The 18,359-nt window shown below is 71.8% G+C and carries 16 protein-coding genes; 7 read left to right on the plus strand and 9 right to left on the minus strand.

Annotation, left to right across the window (positions count from 1 at the left end):
• Positions 1–14: 14 nt before the first annotated feature.
• From ABGA98_RS35435 to ABGA98_RS35450, 4 genes are read right to left on the minus strand one after another with little or no spacing between them, the layout of a single operon-like run.
• Entirely contained in the window at positions 15–2,600 is a 2,586-nt protein-coding gene (locus ABGA98_RS35435; protein ID WP_347622793.1) for a glycoside hydrolase family 78 protein, read from the minus strand.
• Between the two features lies 1 nt (position 2,601).
• The gene (locus ABGA98_RS35440; RefSeq protein ID WP_347622794.1) at positions 2,602–3,429 is read right to left on the minus strand and encodes a carbohydrate ABC transporter permease; all 828 of its coding nucleotides are present in this window, start codon (positions 3,427–3,429) and stop codon (positions 2,602–2,604) included.
• Positions 3,426–4,364, minus strand: coding sequence for a sugar ABC transporter permease (locus tag ABGA98_RS35445; RefSeq protein ID WP_347622795.1), 939 nt, complete (start codon positions 4,362–4,364; stop codon positions 3,426–3,428). The genes ABGA98_RS35440 and ABGA98_RS35445 overlap by 4 nt, the downstream gene beginning before the upstream one ends.
• Positions 4,358–5,665, minus strand: coding sequence for an extracellular solute-binding protein (locus ABGA98_RS35450; RefSeq protein WP_347622796.1), 1,308 nt, complete (start codon positions 5,663–5,665; stop codon positions 4,358–4,360). Before ABGA98_RS35450 ends, ABGA98_RS35445 begins: the two co-directional genes overlap by 7 nt.
• A 232-nt stretch (positions 5,666–5,897) precedes the next feature.
• Between ABGA98_RS35450 and ABGA98_RS35455 the strand changes: the two genes are divergently transcribed.
• The 3 genes from ABGA98_RS35455 to ABGA98_RS35465 all read left to right on the plus strand — a co-directional run bounded on the left by ABGA98_RS35455 (position 5,898) and on the right by ABGA98_RS35465 (position 9,513).
• Positions 5,898–6,938 carry a LacI family DNA-binding transcriptional regulator gene (locus ABGA98_RS35455; protein WP_347622797.1) on the plus strand — a complete coding sequence of 347 codons (1,041 nt, stop codon included), beginning with the start codon at positions 5,898–5,900 and terminating at the stop codon, positions 6,936–6,938.
• 190 nt (positions 6,939–7,128) lie between these two features.
• A complete protein-coding gene (gene rox / locus ABGA98_RS35460; RefSeq protein ID WP_347622798.1) occupies positions 7,129–8,553 on the plus strand; it encodes a rifampin monooxygenase in 1,425 nt (474 codons plus the stop codon).
• A 453-nt stretch (positions 8,554–9,006) separates the two neighbouring features.
• Positions 9,007–9,513 (plus strand): universal stress protein, encoded by a 507-nt coding sequence (locus ABGA98_RS35465; protein WP_347622799.1) that lies wholly within the window; start codon positions 9,007–9,009, stop codon positions 9,511–9,513.
• 40 nt (positions 9,514–9,553) lie between these two features.
• Here ABGA98_RS35465 and ABGA98_RS35470 read toward each other — a convergent pair whose 3' ends face one another.
• A complete protein-coding gene (locus ABGA98_RS35470; RefSeq protein ID WP_347622800.1) occupies positions 9,554–9,928 on the minus strand; it encodes a DUF6223 family protein in 375 nt (124 codons plus the stop codon).
• A gap of 169 nt (positions 9,929–10,097) precedes the next feature.
• Positions 10,098–10,499 (minus strand): DUF6223 family protein, encoded by a 402-nt coding sequence (locus ABGA98_RS35475; protein WP_347622801.1) that lies wholly within the window; start codon positions 10,497–10,499, stop codon positions 10,098–10,100.
• A gap of 274 nt (positions 10,500–10,773) precedes the next feature.
• Between ABGA98_RS35475 and ABGA98_RS35480 the strand changes: the two genes are divergently transcribed.
• Both ABGA98_RS35480 and ABGA98_RS35485 read left to right on the plus strand, forming a co-directional pair.
• Positions 10,774–12,024 carry a sensor histidine kinase gene (locus ABGA98_RS35480; RefSeq protein WP_347622802.1) on the plus strand — a complete coding sequence of 417 codons (1,251 nt, stop codon included), beginning with the start codon at positions 10,774–10,776 and terminating at the stop codon, positions 12,022–12,024.
• 35 nt (positions 12,025–12,059) lie between these two features.
• Positions 12,060–12,719, plus strand: a complete 660-nt coding sequence (locus ABGA98_RS35485; protein WP_347622884.1) for a response regulator transcription factor — start codon at positions 12,060–12,062, stop codon at positions 12,717–12,719.
• Between the two features lie 86 nt (positions 12,720–12,805).
• Here ABGA98_RS35485 and ABGA98_RS35490 read toward each other — a convergent pair whose 3' ends face one another.
• The 3 genes from ABGA98_RS35490 to ABGA98_RS35500 are packed head-to-tail and all read right to left on the minus strand — an operon-like array spanning position 12,806 to position 15,465.
• Positions 12,806–13,288 (minus strand): hypothetical protein, encoded by a 483-nt coding sequence (locus ABGA98_RS35490; protein ID WP_347622803.1) that lies wholly within the window; start codon positions 13,286–13,288, stop codon positions 12,806–12,808.
• Entirely contained in the window at positions 13,285–14,784 is a 1,500-nt protein-coding gene (locus ABGA98_RS35495; RefSeq protein ID WP_347622804.1) for a HAMP domain-containing sensor histidine kinase, read from the minus strand. Before ABGA98_RS35495 ends, ABGA98_RS35490 begins: the two co-directional genes overlap by 4 nt.
• A 6-nt stretch (positions 14,785–14,790) precedes the next feature.
• Positions 14,791–15,465: a response regulator transcription factor gene (locus ABGA98_RS35500; RefSeq protein WP_347622805.1), complete on the minus strand. Its 675-nt coding sequence runs from the start codon at positions 15,463–15,465 to the stop codon at positions 14,791–14,793.
• Between the two features lie 190 nt (positions 15,466–15,655).
• Here ABGA98_RS35500 and vanY-N point away from each other — a divergent pair, with 190 nt between their 5' ends.
• Positions 15,656–16,201, plus strand: a complete 546-nt coding sequence (gene vanY-N / locus ABGA98_RS35505) for a D,D-peptidase/D,D-carboxypeptidase VanY-N (protein ID WP_347622806.1) — start codon at positions 15,656–15,658, stop codon at positions 16,199–16,201.
• A gap of 96 nt (positions 16,202–16,297) precedes the next feature.
• The gene (locus tag ABGA98_RS35510; protein WP_347622807.1) at positions 16,298–18,331 is read left to right on the plus strand and encodes an AAA family ATPase; all 2,034 of its coding nucleotides are present in this window, start codon (positions 16,298–16,300) and stop codon (positions 18,329–18,331) included.
• Positions 18,332–18,359 lie beyond the last annotated feature (28 nt).

The raw sequence follows: 18,359 nt of genomic DNA on the forward strand, positions 1-18,359 counted from the left end.
ATGTCGTACGGGTGTCAGGGCGTCCCCTCAGAGGGGTCCGGCCAGGTGCAGTGGAAGACGTGTCGTCCGGGGCCGGCCTCGGCAACGGGCTCTCCGGGCAGGTCGACGATGGCAACCGTGCTCTGCGGGACGCGCACGGCGACGGTCAGCCGCTCCCCGTCGCGCCGCCAGCTCACCTCCGCCTCGCCGTAGGGGGTGTGATGGGCGGCGCGGGCATGGGTGAGGCCGCCACCGGGACGCGGGCGGACGGAGATGCGGCGGTAGCCGGGCTCGGCCGGGGCGAGACCGGCCACGGTGCGGTGCATCCAGTCCGCGACCGCGCCGAGCGCGTAGTGGTTGAAGGAGGTCATCTCGCCCGGGTTGACGGAGCCGTCGGGCAGCATGCTGTCCCACCGCTCCCAGATCGTGGTGGCGCCCATCGTCACCGGATACAACCAGGACGGGCGGTTGCGCTGGGTCAGGAGCCGGTAGGCGGTGTCGTAGGCGCCGACCGAGCACAGGGCGTCGCAGATGAGCGGGGTGCCGACGAAGCCGGTGCCGATGCGGTGCTCGTCGCCGGCGACGAGCTCGACGAGGCGGCGTCCGGCGCGTTCGCGCTGTTCGGGCCCATCGAACAGGTCCACGGTCAGGGCGAGCGCGTAGGCGGTCTGGGTGTCGCAGGCCAGCCGGCCGGACGGGGTGACGAACTCGTGCCGGAAGGCCGTCCGCACCTGCCCGGCCAGCCCGGCGTAGCGGGCGGCGTCGGCGTCATGGCCGAGCAGCGCCGCCGTGTCCGCCACGACCTGAGCCGACCAGGCGTGGTAGGCGGTGGCGACGAGCGCCTGGTCGGTACGGGCCTTGCCGGGATCGTCCGAGGGCGCTGCCGGGTCGAGCCAGTCGCCGAACTGGAAGCCCTCGTCCCACAGGTGGCCCCTGGTGAGGGACGCGACCTGGTCCACCCACGCGGTCATGCTCGGGTACTGGCGCCGCAGCAGGCCGAGGTCACCGGTGCGCTCATAGAGCGTCCACGGGAGGAGCACGGCGGCGTCGCCCCAGGCGGCCGCCGGGGAGAGGCCGGACATCAGCGGCACCCACGGCACGTAGTGCGGCACCGTGCCCACCTCGGCCTGCTCGGCTGCCAGGTCGGCCAGCCACGATGACAGCGGCCCCGCACAGTCGTACAGGAAGGCCGCGGCGGGGGCGAAGACCTGGATGTCGCCGGTCCAGCCGAGCCGCTCGTCGCGCTGCGGGCAGTCGGTGGGCAGGTCGACGTAGTTGCCGCGCATGCTCCAGACCACGTTGTCGTGCAGCCGGTTCAGCAGCGGGTCGGAACACTCGAACGCGCCGGCGGGCCGCATGTCGGTGTGGCAGACCACGGCCACCACGTCAGCCGGGTCGAACGCCCCGGGCCAGCCGTCGATCTGCGCGTAGCGGAAGCCGTGCGTGGTGAAGCGGGGCTCGAAGGTCTCCGGCTCGGCGTCGCCGCGCAGCGTGTAGCGGTCCTCGGCGGCGGCCGCGCGCAGCGGGCGCACGGCGAGGGCGCCGTTCTCCAGGACCTCGGCGTGGCGCAGGGTGACGGTGTGCCCCGCCGGGCCCTGCACGCGGATGCGCAGGCGGCCGACGAGGTTCTGGCCGAAGTCCAGGAGGGTCTCGCCGTTCGGCCCGGTCAGCACCTCGGTGGGGGACAACGTCTGGGTACGGCGCACGGGCGGGCCCGTGGGGGCGACCAGCAGCGCCGGATCGTGGGAGAGGGCGTCGGCGGGCAGCCAGGAGGAGTCGTCGAAGCCCGGCTCGGACCAGCCCGCGGGGTGCAGGCGCGCGTCGTGCTTCTCGCCGTCGTACAGGCCGGCCTCGGTGACCGGGCCGCGGGCGCAGCGCCAGGTGCCGTCGGTGACGATCACGTCGGTGGTGCCATCGATGTAGGCGATCTCGAGCTGCGCGATGAGGGCGGTGCGCTCGCCGTACAGGTCGCTCTTGCCGCCGCCGAAGCCGATGCGGCCCCGGTACCAGCCGTCGGCGAGGGTGGCGCCGATGGCGTTGGCGCCCTCGCGCAGCAGGCCGGTGACGTCGTGGGTGCGGTAGCGCAGGCGGTGGCGGTAGCTGGTCCAGCCGGGGGCGAGCACGTCGTCGCCGACCACCCGGCCGTTGATCTCGGCCTCGTAGATGCCGTGGGCCGTGATGTAGAGGCGGGCCCGCTCGATCGGCGCGCGCAGGGCGAAGCCGCGGCGCAGCAGCAGCGCGGGGCCGTCGGGCGCGCCGAGCAGTTCCAGCGGTGGCGCGGCGGCCGTGGCGAGCCAGTCAGCGGGGTCCAGCAGGCCGGTTTCCACGTACGACCATGCGCTCCAGTCGCTGGCCGAGCCGTCGGCGCCGTGCACCCGCACCCGTGCGGCGCGCCGCTCCCGTGAGCCCAGCGGCGCGCCGGGCCACGGCACGAGCGCGGACGCGTCCGACTCGATCCGGCCGGTGGACAGGCCGTCGCCGAGTTCGATCTCGTACGCCTGCTGGATCCATCCCGGGAGGTCCGTGGTGACGGTCCAGGACAGGCGCGGTTCGGGTTCGCCGATGCCGAGGGGGTCGCGGTGGTGTTCGAAGGCGACTGCGGAAACGGACAGAGAGGTCATGTCATCCCTTGATGGCGCCGGCGGTCATGCCGGCGACGATTTTGCGGTTGAAGAAGACGAACAACACCAGCGGGGGGATCGTGATGAGCACGATGTCCATGAACAGCAGGTTCCACTGGGTGTTGTACTGGCTCTGGAAGTTGTAGAGGGTGACCTGCACGGTGGCGTTCTCGTCGCCGGGGAGCAGGTAGAGCGGGTTGACGAAGTCGTTGAAGATGGTGACCGAGCTGACCAGGATGACCGTGACGGTCACCGGCCGCAGCAGCGGGAAGATCACCCGGAAGAACAGCCGGAATCCGCTGCAGCCGTCGATCTGGGCGGCCTCGTCCAGCTCGCGCGGGATGGCCGCGATGAACGCGCGGAACAACAACATCGCGAACGACAGGTTGAAGGCCACTTCCGCGAGGATCATCCCGGGCAGGGTCTTGAACAGGCCGAGCGCCTGCAGCAGCCAGATCGTCGGCACCACAGCGGGCGGGATGATCAGACCCGTCAGTACGAGGAAGTCGGCCAGCTTGGCGACCCTGCCCGGGCGGCGCTGCAGGACGAACGAGGCCATGGCGGCGAAGACGACGAGCAGGGCGACCGAGGCGACGGTGATGGCGGTGCTGTTGACGTAGGCGCGCAGCAGCACGTAGTCGCGCGCCTCGATCACGGCCATGAGGTTCTCGACGACCGGCCAGCTGGTGGGCCAGGAGAAGTCCAGGTCGATGGCCTGTTCCGGGGCCTTGACGGCGGTCAGCAGCATGAGCGCGAACGGGACCAGGAAGATCACGGTGGCCAGGACCAGCGCGACGGCCTCGCCGCTGAGCCTTCTCGGTGTTGTCATGCGGTGACCTGCCTCTTGCCGAGGACGTAGTTGAGCGGCACGGCGATGGCCGCGACGACGAGGAAGAGGATCACGTTGCCGGCGGTCGACAGGCCGAAGAAGCCGGCCTGGTACTGCTTGTAGATGATCGAGGCGATGGTGTCGCTGGTGAAGCCGGGACCGCCGCGGGTCATCGTCCAGATGAGATCGAACGAGCGCAGCCCGCCGATGAACGACAGGATGATCACCGAGTAGGTGGCCGGCCAGGACAGCGGCAGCGTGACGTGCCGGAAGCGGTGCCAGGCGCCGCCGCCATCCACCGCGACCGCCTGGTAGTACTCGCGCGGGATGGACATGATGCCGGCGATGTAGATGACGGTGGCCAGGCCGACGCCCTTCCACACGTCCACCAGCGCGACCGACAGCAGCGCGGTGGTGGCCTCGCCGAGCCAGTCGCGGCCGTCGATCCCGACCAGTGCGAGGGCCTGGTTGACCAGGCCGGTCTGCGGTTTGAGCAGCATGGCGAAGGTGATGCCGACCGCGACGGTCGAGACCAGCGTCGGGAAGAACACCACCGAGCGCAGGAATCCGCGCACCCGCAGCCTGCCGGTGAGCAGGACGCCGAGCAGCAGTCCGAACACGACCTTGAGGCCGCTGGTGACGACGGCGTAGATGATCGTGTTCTGGAAGCCGATGCGCAGGTTCTGCTCGGCCAGGAAGTCGCGGAAGTTCTGCAGGCCGACGAACTCGCTGTCGAACAACGTCCAGCGGGTGAGCGCGAAATAGAAGGCCATCGCCGTCGGCACCAGGAAGATGACCAGGAACACGGCGGCGGCGGGCAGGTAGAGCGCGTACGGGTAGGCCGCGTCGCGCCGGCGGCGGGAGGCGCGGGTGCGCGCGTGCCCGGGAGCCGGGCCGGGCCCCGTGCGGGGCCCGGTGTCCTGCTTGGTCACCACCCTGCCAACCCCAGTTGCTTGGCCTGCTTCTCGACGTCCTTGTCGTACTGGGCGGCCCCTTCGGCGGCCGGGGTCAGGCCGGAGCCGACGGCGACCGTGATCTGCTCCAGCGACGGGCCCTTCACCGGCGAGACGAACTCCAGTGCCGGTGCCGTGGCGCCCTCGTCCACGTAGGCCTGCAGGTCCTTGGCCGCCTGGATGGCGTCGTCGGGCAGCTCGGCCCCGGTGATCCGGTACGGCCCGGCCGGTGGCACGGCTTTGGTGACCGCGTCGGCGGCGGCCGGCGAGGCGACGAAGGCCAGGAATTTCTTGGCCGCCTCCAGTTTCTCGGTGGTCTTGGCGATGTAGATGCCGGCCGGCTCCCAGATCGTGGCGCCGTTCTTGGCGGCGTCGGTGCCGGGGATGCCGAAGAAGCCGATGTCGGTCGCCGCCTGCGGCATGGTGGCGACGAAGGGCGGGAGCTGGGCGCTCAGCATCGGGTAGTGCGCGCCCTTGCCCTCGGCCAGCAGCTTCATGCCCTGGTCGGCGGTGGCCGAGCCGTAGCCCTCCTGCAGGTACCCCTTGGCGTGCACTTCGGCCAGGTGGTCGAACCCGGCCCTGGCGGCGGGAGTGGTGGCGAACTTGGCCTGGTTGGCCGTGTAGTCCTGGGCGAAGGTCGGCGCCGCCGCCTGCACGTTGTAGTAGTCGCCCAGCACGAACAGCTGCGAGGTCCAGGTGTCCTTGTACGTGCCGATCACCGGCGCGATGCCGGCTGCTTTGATCTTGTCGTTGTTGGCCGTGAAGTCGGCCCAGGTCTTGGGCACCTCCAGCTTGAGCTGCTCGTAGACCTTGCGGTTGTAGAGGATGCCGCCGCCCATGGCGGTGCCGCCGGGGACGCCGTAGACCTTGCCGTCCTGGCTCACCACGGGCAGGAAGTCCTTGGCCACGTTGGCCAGCACCGGGTCGCCGGTGAGGTCGACCATGGTCTGTGCGGGGTTGAGCGCCTGCAGCAGCGACCCGGAGTTGTACCAGAACACATCCGCCATGTCGCCCGTCGAGAGCCGGGTCTTGACGATGTTGTCGCCCTCGCTGCCTCCCGGCCGGGTCTCGGTCTCGATCTTGATGGTGGGATTGGCCTGCATGAACGTGTCCGCGAGCGCTTTGGCGGTGTCCACGGTGGCCGCGCTGTTGTCGATGAGGAACTCTAAGGTGACCGGGCCGGTGGCGGCGGTTCGGGGATCGGAGCCGGAGCCGCACGAGGTCAGAGCCGCCATCGCGAGAACGGCCAGGGCCGCTCCCGACACGCGGTGCGAGGTCTTCACAACGCCCCTCCGGGTTCGTTGAAACGATTTAAGCGTCCCCGATGCGAGTTAACGTAGGCGTTACCTGGCAGGCCGTCAAGAGTGTCCTTGGGGAACGGTCCCCTATCGTGACCGTTGTTGGAATGGGCTCGATAACGCTTGAGATCGATAAGTTGGGTAACGTTATCCATTCTGTCCGACGGGTCCGCCACCCTTACAATCGGGCGACGTCGAGTGGGCGGAAAGGTGGCTCATGGGCACACGAGACCGGCAGCGCAGGGTGACCATCACCGATGTGGCCGAGCACGCCCAGGTCTCCACCACAGCGGTGTCGAAAGTGCTGCGCAACGCCTACGGCGTCAGCGAGGCCATGCGGACCAAGGTGCAGGCCGCCATCGACGAGCTGGGCTACCGCCCCCACAACGCGGCCCGGGCCATGCGCGGGCGCACCTTCACCATCGGCGTGCTCCTGCCCCACATCCGCAACCCCTTCTTCGCCGACATCCTCGACGGCCTGACAGATGAGATCTCCCCCAGCGGCTACCAAGCGATCATGGTCCAGAGCGGCGGGCACGACCCCGCGGCAGAGCGCCGGGCCAGCGACGCGCTGGTCGACCGGCAGGTGGACGGCATTCTCTGGGTCGCCCCGGTCTGCGCCAGAGGACAACTGGAGAGACTCGCGAAGGACATCCCCCTCGTCGTGCTCGGCCGCCACGACCGCTCGGCGCTGTACGACTGCGTGCTCGACGACGACGAGGTCGGCGCCGAGCTCGTGGTCGAGCACCTCATCGCGCTCGGCCATCGCCGCATCGCGCACATCACGCAGAAGGACACCGTCGGGGGCCGCGCCATCGCCCTGCTGCACACGATCAGGGCCGCGACCTACGAGCGGGTGATGACCGAGCACGGCCTGGCCGACCACATCGCCGTCGCCGCCACCGCCTACACCGAGGAAGGCGGCTACGACGGCGCGCGCGAGCTGCTGGCCCGCGACCCCCGCCCCACCGCCATCTTCGCCGGCGCCGACCAGGCCGCCTTCGGCGCCCTCGCGGCCGTCCACGAGGCGGGCCTGAGCGTGCCCGGCGACATCTCGGTGGCGGGCTACGACAACGCACGCCTGACCGGCCTCGCGCACGTCGCGCTGACCAGCGTCGACCAGGACGGCGCCATCATGGGCCAGACCGCCGGCCGGCTGCTGCTCGAACGCATCGCCGGCCGTACCGCCGCGGTCCGCTTCTCCGTCACCCCGGCCCTCGTGGCCCGCCGTTCCACCGCATCCCCGGGCGAACGGTAGCCGGGAAAAGGGTTGGACGGAGTGGTGCTCGGGCTTGTAGCTTGCCGTCGACCGTGACACCGCCCCAGGAGGTGAGACCCATGAACGCTGTATCGATGTGGGTGCTCCCCCTTCCCGTCACGGCCGGGCGATCGAGGTAGGTGTCGCCGGGAGCGCCTCGCCAACAAGGCACTCCCGAAAGGCAACACCTATGTTCGACGTGATCATTGCCGGGTGCGGGCCGACCGGCGCGACGCTGGCTGCCGAACTGCGGCTGCACGACGTGCGGGTACTCGTTCTGGAGAAGGAGACCGAGCCCAAGTCGTTCGTCCGCATCGTCGGTCTGCATATGCGCAGTCTGGAGCTGATGGCGATGCGCGGACTGCTGGATCGTATGCTCCAGCACGGAAGGCGGCGTCCGGCCGGCGGATTCTTCACCGGCATCGCCAAACCCGCGCCCAAGGGTCTGGATTCCGCGCACACCTATCTGCTGGGCATCCCGCAGCCGGTCATCGAGCGCCTGCTCGAAGAACATGCGATCGAACGGGGCGCGCAGGTCCGGCGCGGTTGCGCGGTGGCCGGTTTCGAGCAGGACGGCGAGGGTGTGACCGTCGAGCTGGCCGACGGGGAACAGCTGCGTTCGCGCTATCTCGTCGGCTGTGACGGCGGGCGCAGCACGGTGCGCAAACTGCTCGGCGTCGGCTTCCCCGGCGAGCCCTCGCGGACCGAGACGCTCATGGGCGAGATGGAAGTGGGTGTGCCGCAGGAGGAGATCGCCGCCCGGGTGAGCGAGATCCGCGAGACCCGTCAGCCATTCTGGCTCCGGCCGTTCGGCGGAGGGGTCTACAGCGTCGTCGTCCCCGCCGCGGGAGTCGGCGACCGCGCGGAACCGCCCACCCTCGAGGATTTCCGGCAACAGCTGCGCGCCATCGCCGGAACCGATTTCGGCGTGCACTCCCCGCGCTGGTTGTCCCGCTTCGGGGATGCCACCCGGCTGGCCGAACATTATCGGGTCGGCCGGGTGCTGCTGGCCGGCGACGCGGCACACATCCATCCGCCCATCGGCGGGCAGGGCCTCAACCTGGGCGTTCAGGACGCGTTCAACCTCGGCTGGAAGCTGGCCGCACAGATCCGTGGCTGGGCGCCGGCAACACTGCTGGACACCTACCAGGCCGAACGCCAACCGGTCGCCGAGGACGTGCTGGACAACACCCGCGCCCAGATGGAACTGCTGTCCACCGAACCGGGCGCGCAGGCCGTGCGCAGGCTGCTCACCGAACTGATGGACTTCAACGAGGTCAACCGCCATCTGATCGAGAAGATCACCGCGATCGGCATCCGCTACGACTTCGGCGAAGGCCCCGACCTGCTCGGCCGCCGCCTGCGCGACATCGACGTGAAACAGGGCCACCTCTACGATCTGCTGCATCGCGGCCGCGGCCTGCTGCTGGACCGCACCGAACGCCTGGCCGTCGGCGGCTGGTCAGACCGGGTCGATCACCTCGCGGATCCCACGGCGGCACTGGATGTTCCGTGCGTCCTGCTACGCCCCGACGGCCACGTCGCCTGGATCGGCGACGATCAGCAGGGCCTGGACGACCACCTCTCCCACTGGTTCGGCAAGCCCGCCCGCTGACCGTCGGAAGATGCGGTGAGTCGTATCCCGCCTCAGCGGCTCACCGCGGTCTCCCGCTGCACGTGCGACAACTTCTCGGGGTTGCGCACGTGGTAGGCGCCGGTGACGTAGCCGTTCTCCACGCGCACCGCCACCACGCCGTCGATCTCCCCGTCGACCCGTACGAGCAGCCCAGGGCCGCCGTGAGCCGACGCGATATAATGCCAGGTGAAGCCCGGTGTGCCGGGCGCGGCGGTGGGGCCCGCCGCCTCCGCCTACGAGCGGGGACAACCACGGAGTGCGTCTTCGTCAACGGTCCCTACCAGTGGTGTTCCGCTCAGGTGCTGGTAGGAGGCGGCCATGAAACTCCACGGCCCCGCAACGCGATTGCCGATCTTGCTGTGCGAGCACGATCCGCGCCTTCCTGGCCCAGCCCGACGAGTTCATGTCCGAAGGGTGAGGGAGAGCAGTGTGATGAACCACCGTGGTGAGCATCCGACGCCGGCAGCACCCGGGCAGGGAGCGGGAGATCAGGCGCTGTGGCTGGTGGTGGGATACGACCGGCATCCGGCCGCGCGGTGCGCGCTGGCGACCGCCGCCGACCTGGCCGTCCGGCTGGGGGCGCGGCTGCTGGTGGTGCATGTCGTCGATCTGGACGACTACCCCATCGATCCCGACGCCGATGACTGGGACGCCTACGCCGAGCAGGTGGTGGCCCGCGAGCGCGCCCAGGTCGAGGCCCTGCTCGCCGGTCACCCGCTCCCGTGGAGCTGGCAGGTCGACCATGGGGATCCGGCGCAGCAGCTTGTGGATCTGGCCGCCCGCCACCAGGCCCTGATGATCGTCGTCGGCGCGGCCCGGCATGAGTGGGGCACCCACCTTCTGACCGGCTCGGTGGCCAAGCACCTCGTCCGCCACGCCGGCCAGCCGGTGCTGCTGGTCCCCGAACAGCCCTCCGGGCGACGCCCTGCGATCGAGTGATGGGTGCGTTGCGGCGGCCGCAGCTCGGGCCCGGGCCCGGTCAGGCGGTGCGGCGGGAGCGGGCCAGAGCGAGCCCGCCGAGGGCCATGGCGATCAGCCCGACCACCAGGTCCACCCAGCCCCCGACTATTCCGTAACCGGTGCCGGGGCCGCCGTCGGCGGCGGCCACGACCAGCGCGCCGATGACCACGCTGGCCAGCCCTGCCCCCAGGGCCACGATGGCCCCCCTTCTCCCGCCGTTGCCGACACGGCGGGCGGAGCGGGCCAGAGCCAGCCCGCCGATGACGGCGCCGGCCAGCCCCACCAGCGCGGCCACCGCGGACCAGAGACGCCCGGAGGTCAAGGTGTAGGCATCGACGGGCGGGGCCAGAACGTGCGCGGATGCGGCGGTGGCCATCAAGTGATGCAGGGACATGAGGATCCTTTCGGTCGGATGACGGGTGCGTGCGGCGCGGGCAGCGCGCTGGATCGCCTGTGCCGGCCGGGATGCCGGTGACGAGCGCGAGCGCCCGGGAACCGCCGTGCGATGATCGGGGTTGTGTGCTGTTGTCAGGGTCTCGATCGCGGGCTTGTCCTGGCTGCGGTCAGCCGCTCAGCTCGGTCTGGCGGGAGCGGGCCAGGGCCAGGCCGCCGAGGGCCGCACCGGCCAGCCCCAGCACCAGGGCCACGGCCGCCCCGAACACTCCGTTGCCGGTGCCGAGACCACCGTCGGCGACGGCCAGTTTCACCGCGCCGTTGAGCCCGCCGATCAGCCCCGCCCCCAGGGCCACGATGGCCCCCCTTCTCCCGCCGTTGCCGATACGGCGGGCGGAGCGGAACGCCAGCCAGCCGATGATCACGCTGCCCAGCGCCACCAGTGCGGCCACGCTGGCCCAGATTCGCTCAGGGGTCCCGAGGAACGTATCGACACCCTGGCTCGCGCATTCTGCCTGCGTCGTACAGACGGGCGAGGCCGCCTCCGTGGCAAACACCACCAGGACGGACATTGAGCATCCTTTCGGTCGGATGACGGGCGCCCGCAGCGCGTGGGTCGCGGCGACCCGGCCTATGCCGGCCGATGCTTTGGCGACGAGCGCGGGCGCCCGGGAGGGTTTCACTGACTCGATCGTCGCGCCGTCGAGGCAGGCACGGCCTCCGCCGGCGGATGGCTGCCTCTACGCAGTTCCGCGTAGACGACTCGTGCCCCGGTACGTCCGTCGTCGTAGGCGGCCGCGCCGATGGGCGGAGTGTTCTCGCGGGCGGCAACCGTAGGATCGAGGCATGAAAGACCGCGCCGTGTCATTGCGCCTGCCGGTGCCGGCGCAGGAGGTGCTGCTCGCGCTGTTCATCACCGTGATGCAGGTGCAGGGCACGATCGTCCGCAATGCCGGCGAGGTGGTGCAGCGTCCCCTGACCGACCTCGGAAATCTGGGATACGCCCTGCTGGTCGCCAGTGGTGTGGTCGTCGCCGTCCGCCGCCGGTGGCCGGTGCCGGTGTTCGTCGTCGCCGCGTCGGCCAGCTTGGTGTACTTCGGTCTCGACTTCCCGGACGGGCCCGGCTGGCTCGGGCTCTTCGTCGCCCTCTACACCGTGACCGCCTACGGTGACGGGCGCCGGTCGCTGGTGATCGCCGGCGTGGGCACCTCGGTGCTCGCCGCCGGCTGGCTGGTCGCCGCCGCCGACCTCGAGCCACGCGCCGCCATCGGCTGGGTGTACTTCCGGATCGGCGCGTCGGTCATGAGCGCGGCCCTCGGCGAGTCCGTCCGGTCCCGGCAGGTCATCGCGGCCGAAGCTCAGCGGCGCGCCGAGCTGGCTGAGCGGACTCGTGAGGAGGAGGCGCGGGCGCGTGTGGACGCCGAACGGCTCCGGATCGCGCGCGAGGTCCACGACACCGTCGCTCACGCCATAGCGATCATCAACGTGCAGTCCGGTGTCACCGCGCATGTGCTCGACAAGCGGCCGGAAGTGGCGCGCGAGGCGCTGCGGGCCATCGAGCAGACCAGTTCCCGGGCGCTGCGGGAGATGCGGGCCATCCTCGGGGTGCTCCGCGACGACGACGATGACGACGGGCGGGGGCCGTACCCCCGGCTGGGGCAGATCGACGAACTGGCCGCCAAGGCACGCCAGGCGGGGCTCGACATCAAACTCGAGGAGGCCTCGCCCGCGACGCCGTTGCCCAGCGCGGTGGGAAGTGCCGCCTACCGCATCGTTCAGGAATCGATCACCAACGTGATCCGCCACGTCGGCCCGACCCGCGTGACGGTGGAGCTGAAGGCCGGGATCGAGGAGTTGGAGATCCGCGTGACCGATGAGGGCCGCCGTGCCGCCCGAGATCATGACGTGGCGGATCCGCGCCTGCCGGCCCGGCATCCGGGCAGCGCGGGCCGCTCGGCCAAGCCCGGCCGCGGGATCGCCGGCATGCGCGAGCGCTGCAGGCTGCTGGGCGGAGAGCTCGACGCCGGGCCGCTTGCGGGCGGCGGGTTCGAGGTCAGGGCACGGCTGCCCCTCGCGCCGACCGGGTCGCGCCTGTGAACGCGGCGACCGCTTCACCGTCAGCCGGCGCCCCGATCAGGGTGCTGCTCGCCGACGACGAGGCTCTCGTGCGGTCCGGGTTCAAGGTCCTGCTCGACCTCGAGGACGGCATCGAGGTGGTGGGGGAGGCCACCAACGGCGCCGAAGCCGTCGAACGGGCCCGTGCCGGCCGCCCCGACGTCGTCCTCATGGACATCCGCATGCCGCGACTGGACGGGATTCAGGCCACCGCCCAGATCGTCCGGACGCGCGGGTTGGAGCAGGTGCGGGTCCTCATCCTCACCACCTACGACACCGACGAGTACGTCTTCGACGCCTTGCAGGCCGGCGCCAGCGGCTTCCTGCTCAAGGACGCCGGGCCGGCCGAGCTCCTGCATGCCGTCCGGGTGATCGCCGCCGGGGACGCGCTGCTCGCGCCGCGGATCACCCGACGCCTCATCGGCCAGTTCACCGCAAGGCGAACAGCCGCCCGGGCTGCGGAGGACCGGCTCGCGGAGCTGACCGAGCGCGAGCGCGAGGTGCTGGCCCTGGTGGGGCAGGGCCTGAGCAACCAGGAGATCGGTGCCCAGTTGTTTCTCAGCCCGGCCACCGCGCGCACCCATGTCAGCCGCGCGATGACGAAACTGGGTGCGCGCGACCGTGCGCAACTGGTCGTCATCGCTTACCAGACAGGGCTGGTCAGCCCGGCGACGTAGGGCGCGGCCGGGCCGGGCTCAGGGCAGCGACCGGGCTGCCTTCCTCCGCGTGTACGGGCCCCGCGCAGCCCGGGAGGACACCGTCGTCACCCCGGGCACTCCCGGGGGCCGGTGCTCTGCCCCGCACCGAGGACGGTGACCCGGGCGGGGTTCTCCGGCACCAGGGGGGCGGCCGTGCACACGATCTGGTCGACGGCCAGTGCCGACAGTTCGCCGGCCGGGGTGGACAGGGTCACCACCAGGTGGCCCGGCTTGGCGGCCACCGAGAACGGGGCGGCTTCGCGCGGGATGTCGGTGGTGATCCCGCGCGCCTGTTCGCTCGGCGTGGGTCCCTCCGCCAGCAGCATGAGCGCGTTCGTTCGGGCTGGTCCACGAGCGGATCGCCGCGTCACCGTGCTGAGCCGGCCGTCCTTCACCAGGTAGAGGGTGATCTTCCAGGTCGGCGCGACGGGTCCGCTCGGCGGGGCGCCGACGGGGATGGCGTCGCTGGGTTGCACGCCGCAGCCGGCCACGGCGACGAACGGCACGAGGCCCGCGGCGAGCACCAGGCGGGCGAGCCAGGCCTTCACTCGGGGCCTCCATCCGGATCGGGTGCCCGGCGTGGCAGGCGGAGCGTGAAGACGGCGCCGCCGTCCGGGGCGTTGGTGACGGCGAGGTCGCCCCGGTGCAGGCGCGCGTTCTCGAGCGCGATGGCCAGGCCGAGGCCGCTGCCCTCGGACCTGGCCCTGGCCGCGCTGGCCTTGTAGAAGCGGTCGAACACGTGCGGCAGCACCGCTTCGTCCAGCCCCGGTCCGTGGTCGCGGACCTCGACGACGATCCAGTCCTGGTCGGCGCGGAGCCGTACCGACACCGGTGGCTCGCCGTGGCGCAGGGCGTTGCCGACCAGGTTCGCGAGGATGACGTCCACCCGGCGCGGGTCCAGCCGGGCCGTCACCGCGGGGACGAGTTCGGTGTGCACCCGCTCCGGCCAGCCCCGGGTCCGCAGGGTCGCGCGCACCAGCTCGGCCACGTCGACCTCGTTCAGTGCGAGGGCCGCGACGCCGGAGTCGAACCTGCTGATCTCGATGAGGTCGTTCACCAGCCCGGTGAGGGCGAGCGTCTCCTGGCTGACCAGCCTGGCGGCCCTGCCGGCGGGCTCGGGCAGCCCGTCCGCCTCCTCGTCGAGGACGTCGGCGACCGCGGCGAGCGCGGCCAGCGGGGTGCGCAGCTCGTGCGACACGTCGGCCACGAACCGGCGGGCGTCGGCCTCCATCTCGCGCAGCTGCTCGACGTGCCGTTCCAGTTCCGCGGCGGTGTTGTTGAACGTGCGCGCCACGTCGGCCAGCTCGTCGGCGCCGCGGGCCTCGACCCTGGCCCGCAGCTCGCCCTCGCCCAGCAGCCGTGCCGCCCTACCGAGCTCGCGCACCGGCCGCAGCACGCCACGGGTGGCCAGCAACGCCAGGACGACCGCGAACGCCAGGGCCGCCCCGCCGGTGAGCCAGGCGCGTGCGGCGAGCTCGTTGATGCTGCGCTGTTCGGGAAGCAGGCTGTGCAGGACGTAGACCTCCATGCCGGACATCCGCGCCGTCCCGTCCGGCCCGGCGATCAGCAGCGGCGCGCCGATGAGAAGGTAGGGCGCGCCCTGCCACAGCATCACGCGTTGCCACGCGACATTGCCGCCGGCCACCTCGCGCCGCAGGGACAGTGGAAGCATCCCGGGATCCACGACCGGCGGGTCACCACCCTGCCTGTGGAGCCCCGGCGAGCCCCCCGGCGGGTCGGCCGGCGCCGGGTCGCCTGTGGAGTACGCCCCACGGTAGATGGCCATCGCGCGGACGTTTCCTTCGATCATCTTGTTGGCGATACCGCGGAGCTCGTCCGGGCCGGGCTCCGCACTCCGCAACGGGAAGAGCTCCTTCAGCCGGCTCTTCGTCGCCTGCACCGCGGCGTCCTGGGCTCGCTGGAGGATGGCGTTGCGAGCGCCGACGTACATGCCGCCGGCCACCGCCGCCGCGGTGACCACACACAGCAGCGCGAACGCGAACAGCAGCCGGGCACGCAGCCCCAGGCTCGGCCGTGGTGCCACCGGCGGTTACACCGGCCCGAAGCGGTACCCGAACCCGCGCACGGTCTGCACGTAGACGGGCGTGGCCGAGTCGTCCTCGATCTTCGCGCGCAGCCGCTGCACGCACGCGTCCACGAGCCGCGAGTCGCCGAAGTAGTCGTGTTCCCACACCGACTCCAGCAGGTGCTGGCGGCTGTGCACCCGGCCCGGCGTGCCGGAGAGCTCCAGCAGCAGGCGCAGCTCGGTCGGGGCGAGGCCGACCGGCACGCCGCGGTGGGTGACCACCAGCCCGGCCCGATCGATGGTCAGGTCCCCGTGCCGCTCCAGCTCCGCCTGGTCCCGGCCGATCCGCCGCAGCACCGCGCGGATGCGGGCCTCGAGCACTCTGGGCTGCACCGGCTTGACCACGTAGTCGTCGGCGCCCGCCTCCAGCCCGGCCACCACGTCCATGTCGTCGCCGCGCGCGGTCACCATGATGATCGGCACGTCCCCGGCGGCCCGCATGCGCCGGCAGACCTCGAACCCGTCGATGCCGGGCAACATCAGGTCGAGCACGACGACGTCGGGCAGGTCCATGCGCAGCCGGTCCAGCCCCTGCTCGCCGGACTCCACCGCGCGCACGCGGTGCCCGTGCCGGGTCAGGGCCAGCTCAAGGCCCTCCCGCACGGCCGGGTCGTCCTCGATCAACAACACTCGCGACACGCCGCCGAGTTTCACCGCACGCTCCGTAGCTCGCCCGCCGGTCAACCCCATCCACTGTCGGCCGGTCGTGTCCCCGCCTCGTCAGCGCCGTGTCATGGTCGTGTCACGGTCTCGACGGCGGTGGCCGCCGTCGAGAAACGATGACATGCGGCGGACAACGCACGCATATTCGGCGCCAATCGTAGTCGCCATGAACGAACCACGCACCATCCCACCTCGGCCCCGCGACCGGCTGTTCGCCGTGGTCACGCTGGTGCTCGCCGTTCTGCTGCTGCCCGCGGCGTTCGTCCGCCGTCCCGGCCGCGCTCGCGAACTGGCGTGCACCTGGGCGTTACGGATGCGCTTTCCGGCCGAGGACCTCACCGGGCTCACCGACGGCGCCCTGGCGGCGTTCACCGCGGCCCGTACCGAGGCGCTCTGGCGTCACGGCCAGCTGCTCGGCCTCACCTCGGGCTACCGCGATCCCCTCGTCCAGCAACGGATGTTCGACGAGGAGGTACGCCGCTCCGGCTCCCCGGCCTCGGCACGCATGCTCGTGCTGCCGGCCGCGGAATCCAGCCACGTCAAGGGCGTCGCGCTGGACGTGCGCCCCCACGAAGGCGCCCGCTGGCTGGAGGAACACGGCGCCCGCTACGACCTCTACCGCATCTACGACAACGAGTGGTGGCACTTCGAGTACCGCCCGGACCGCGGCGGCACGCCACCACCCCGCCGGCCCCACCCCGGCCTGGGCTGACGGGGACCAGCCGCAGCCCACCAGGGGTTGCGGTGCGGGGACGTTGACGGATTCGTGCCCGGGAACCGGCGGGCGTTGGGAGAAGGGTCAAGGGACATGTCATCGGGATCGCTGGGGTTGCGCCTGCAAGCCGCGCGGGAGACGGCGTTCGTGGGGCGGGATGAGGAGCTCGCGGTGTTCAACGCGGCGTTGTACGGCGGCGGCTGCAGCGTTCTCTACGTGCACGGTCCCGGCGGCGTCGGGAAGTCGGCCCTGTTGCGGCGCTTCGCCGGCGAGGCCGCGGCGGCGGGGCGGCCGGTGTCCACGGTCGACGGGCTCATGCTGCAGCAGGCGGGCTCGGAAGCCGAGCCGGTGCCTCGTGATGCGGACGCGGTGCTGCTGGTCGACGACGTCGAACGCGTGCGGGGCTGGGAGGAGTGGCTGCGCGAGCGGTTCCTGCCGCGCGTGCCCGTGGGGGCGCTGGTGGTGATCGCGGGGCGGTGTCCGCCGGACATGCGCTGGCAGGCCGATCCGGGATGGGCGGGGGCGCTGGAGGTGCTGCCGCTGCGCGGCCTGCGGGCCGGGGACGCGCAGGCCCTGCTGGACTCCCGCGGGGTGCCGGCCGGGTCGCGCGAGCCGCTGCTGGCCTTCGCCGGTGGTCATCCGCTGGCGCTGCTGCTGGGGGCGGCCGCGGCGGTGAAGCACGGCGGGGCCGGCCGGCGGTGGACGCCGGATCAGGACGTGGTGGGCACGTTGCTGGATCAGCTGGTGGGCGAGGTGCCCTCGGCGGCGCATCGGCACGCTCTGGAGGTCTGCGCGCATGCGCGGGTGACGACGGAAGACCTGCTGCGGGCGGCCTTGCCGCAGGACGCCGGGACGTTGTTCGGCTGGTTGCGGCGGTTGCCGTTCGTGGAGTCGTGCGGTCTCGGGCTGTTCCCCCATGACGTGGTGCGCGCGGTGGTGGAGGCGGACCTGCGGTGGCGCGATCCCGAGGGGTACGCGGCGATGCACGACCGGCTGCGTGCGCATCTGGCGGAGAGGGTGCGCGCGGCGAGCGACGTGGACGTGCCCGGCGCGGTGGCGGCTCTGCTCCACCTGCATCGCGGCGACGGGACGCCGGCCGGTTCGCGCCGCTGCCGCGACGAGGACGAGTTCCAGGAGGAGCTGGTGCGGCCGGAGGACGTCGGTACGCTGGTCCGGGTGGCCACGGCCGCGGAGGGCGCGGCGTCGGCCGGCTGCGCCGCCTTCTGGGCCGAACGGCAGCCGCAGGCGTTCCGGCTGTACCGGCGGGCCGGAACCGGCGAGCCCGTGGCGTTCTCCGCCTGGCTGCGCCTGGCGGAACTCGATGAGCGGGAGCTGGCGGCTGATCCCCTCGTGGCCGCGGCGTGGGCGCATGCGCGTGCCACCACACCGTTGCGCGCCGGCGAACACGTGGCGGTCGGCCGGCTGTGGGCGCCGCCGCCGTATCGCGAGCACGCGCCGCTGCCGGAGGCGATCCGGTGGCGGATGATCGCCAACTGCCTGCGGGCCGAGCGCATGGCATGGTCCGCCATCGCGCTACGGCATCCGGACCAGGAGTGGGTGGAGCAGTTCCGGCGTTACGGGATGCGTACCGTCTCCGAGGAGCCGCGGCTGGGCGATGACGCCTACACCCTGTTCGTCCATGACTGGCGCGCGGTGCCGGCGCGGGCATGGCTGGAGCGCATGAACCACCCGCCCCTCGCGGGCCCGGCCGGCGGCCCGAGCGCCGCCCCGGCGGAGCTGGCGGTGTTGTCGCAGGCGCAGTTCGCCGAGGCGGTGCGCAAGGCGTTGCGCCGGCTGTCGCGGCCGGACGCGCTGGCCGCTTCCCCGCTGACGCGCACCCGGGTGATCGCCGAGCGGGCCGGGCAGGATCCTGCCGCGGCGCTGGGCGACGTGCTCCGCCAGGCGATCGACGAGTTGCGTGAGGATCCGCGTGCGGTCAAGTTCCACCGGGCGCTGTCCGTCACGTTCCTCCGCGGGACTCCCACCCAGGAGCTGGCCGCGGAACGGCTCGGCCTGCCTTTCACCACCTACCGCCGCCACCTGGCGGCCGGCATCGAACGCGTCTGCGCCGGCCTGTGGCACCGGGAACTGTACGGCGCCGGCGCGCCGGCGTACCGGTCCATCTGACCCGCCGCATCGTGCCCGCGCCGTACGG

Source organism: Nonomuraea sp. B1E8 (assembly GCF_039871515.1).
GTDB lineage: Bacteria > Actinomycetota > Actinomycetes > Streptosporangiales > Streptosporangiaceae > Nonomuraea.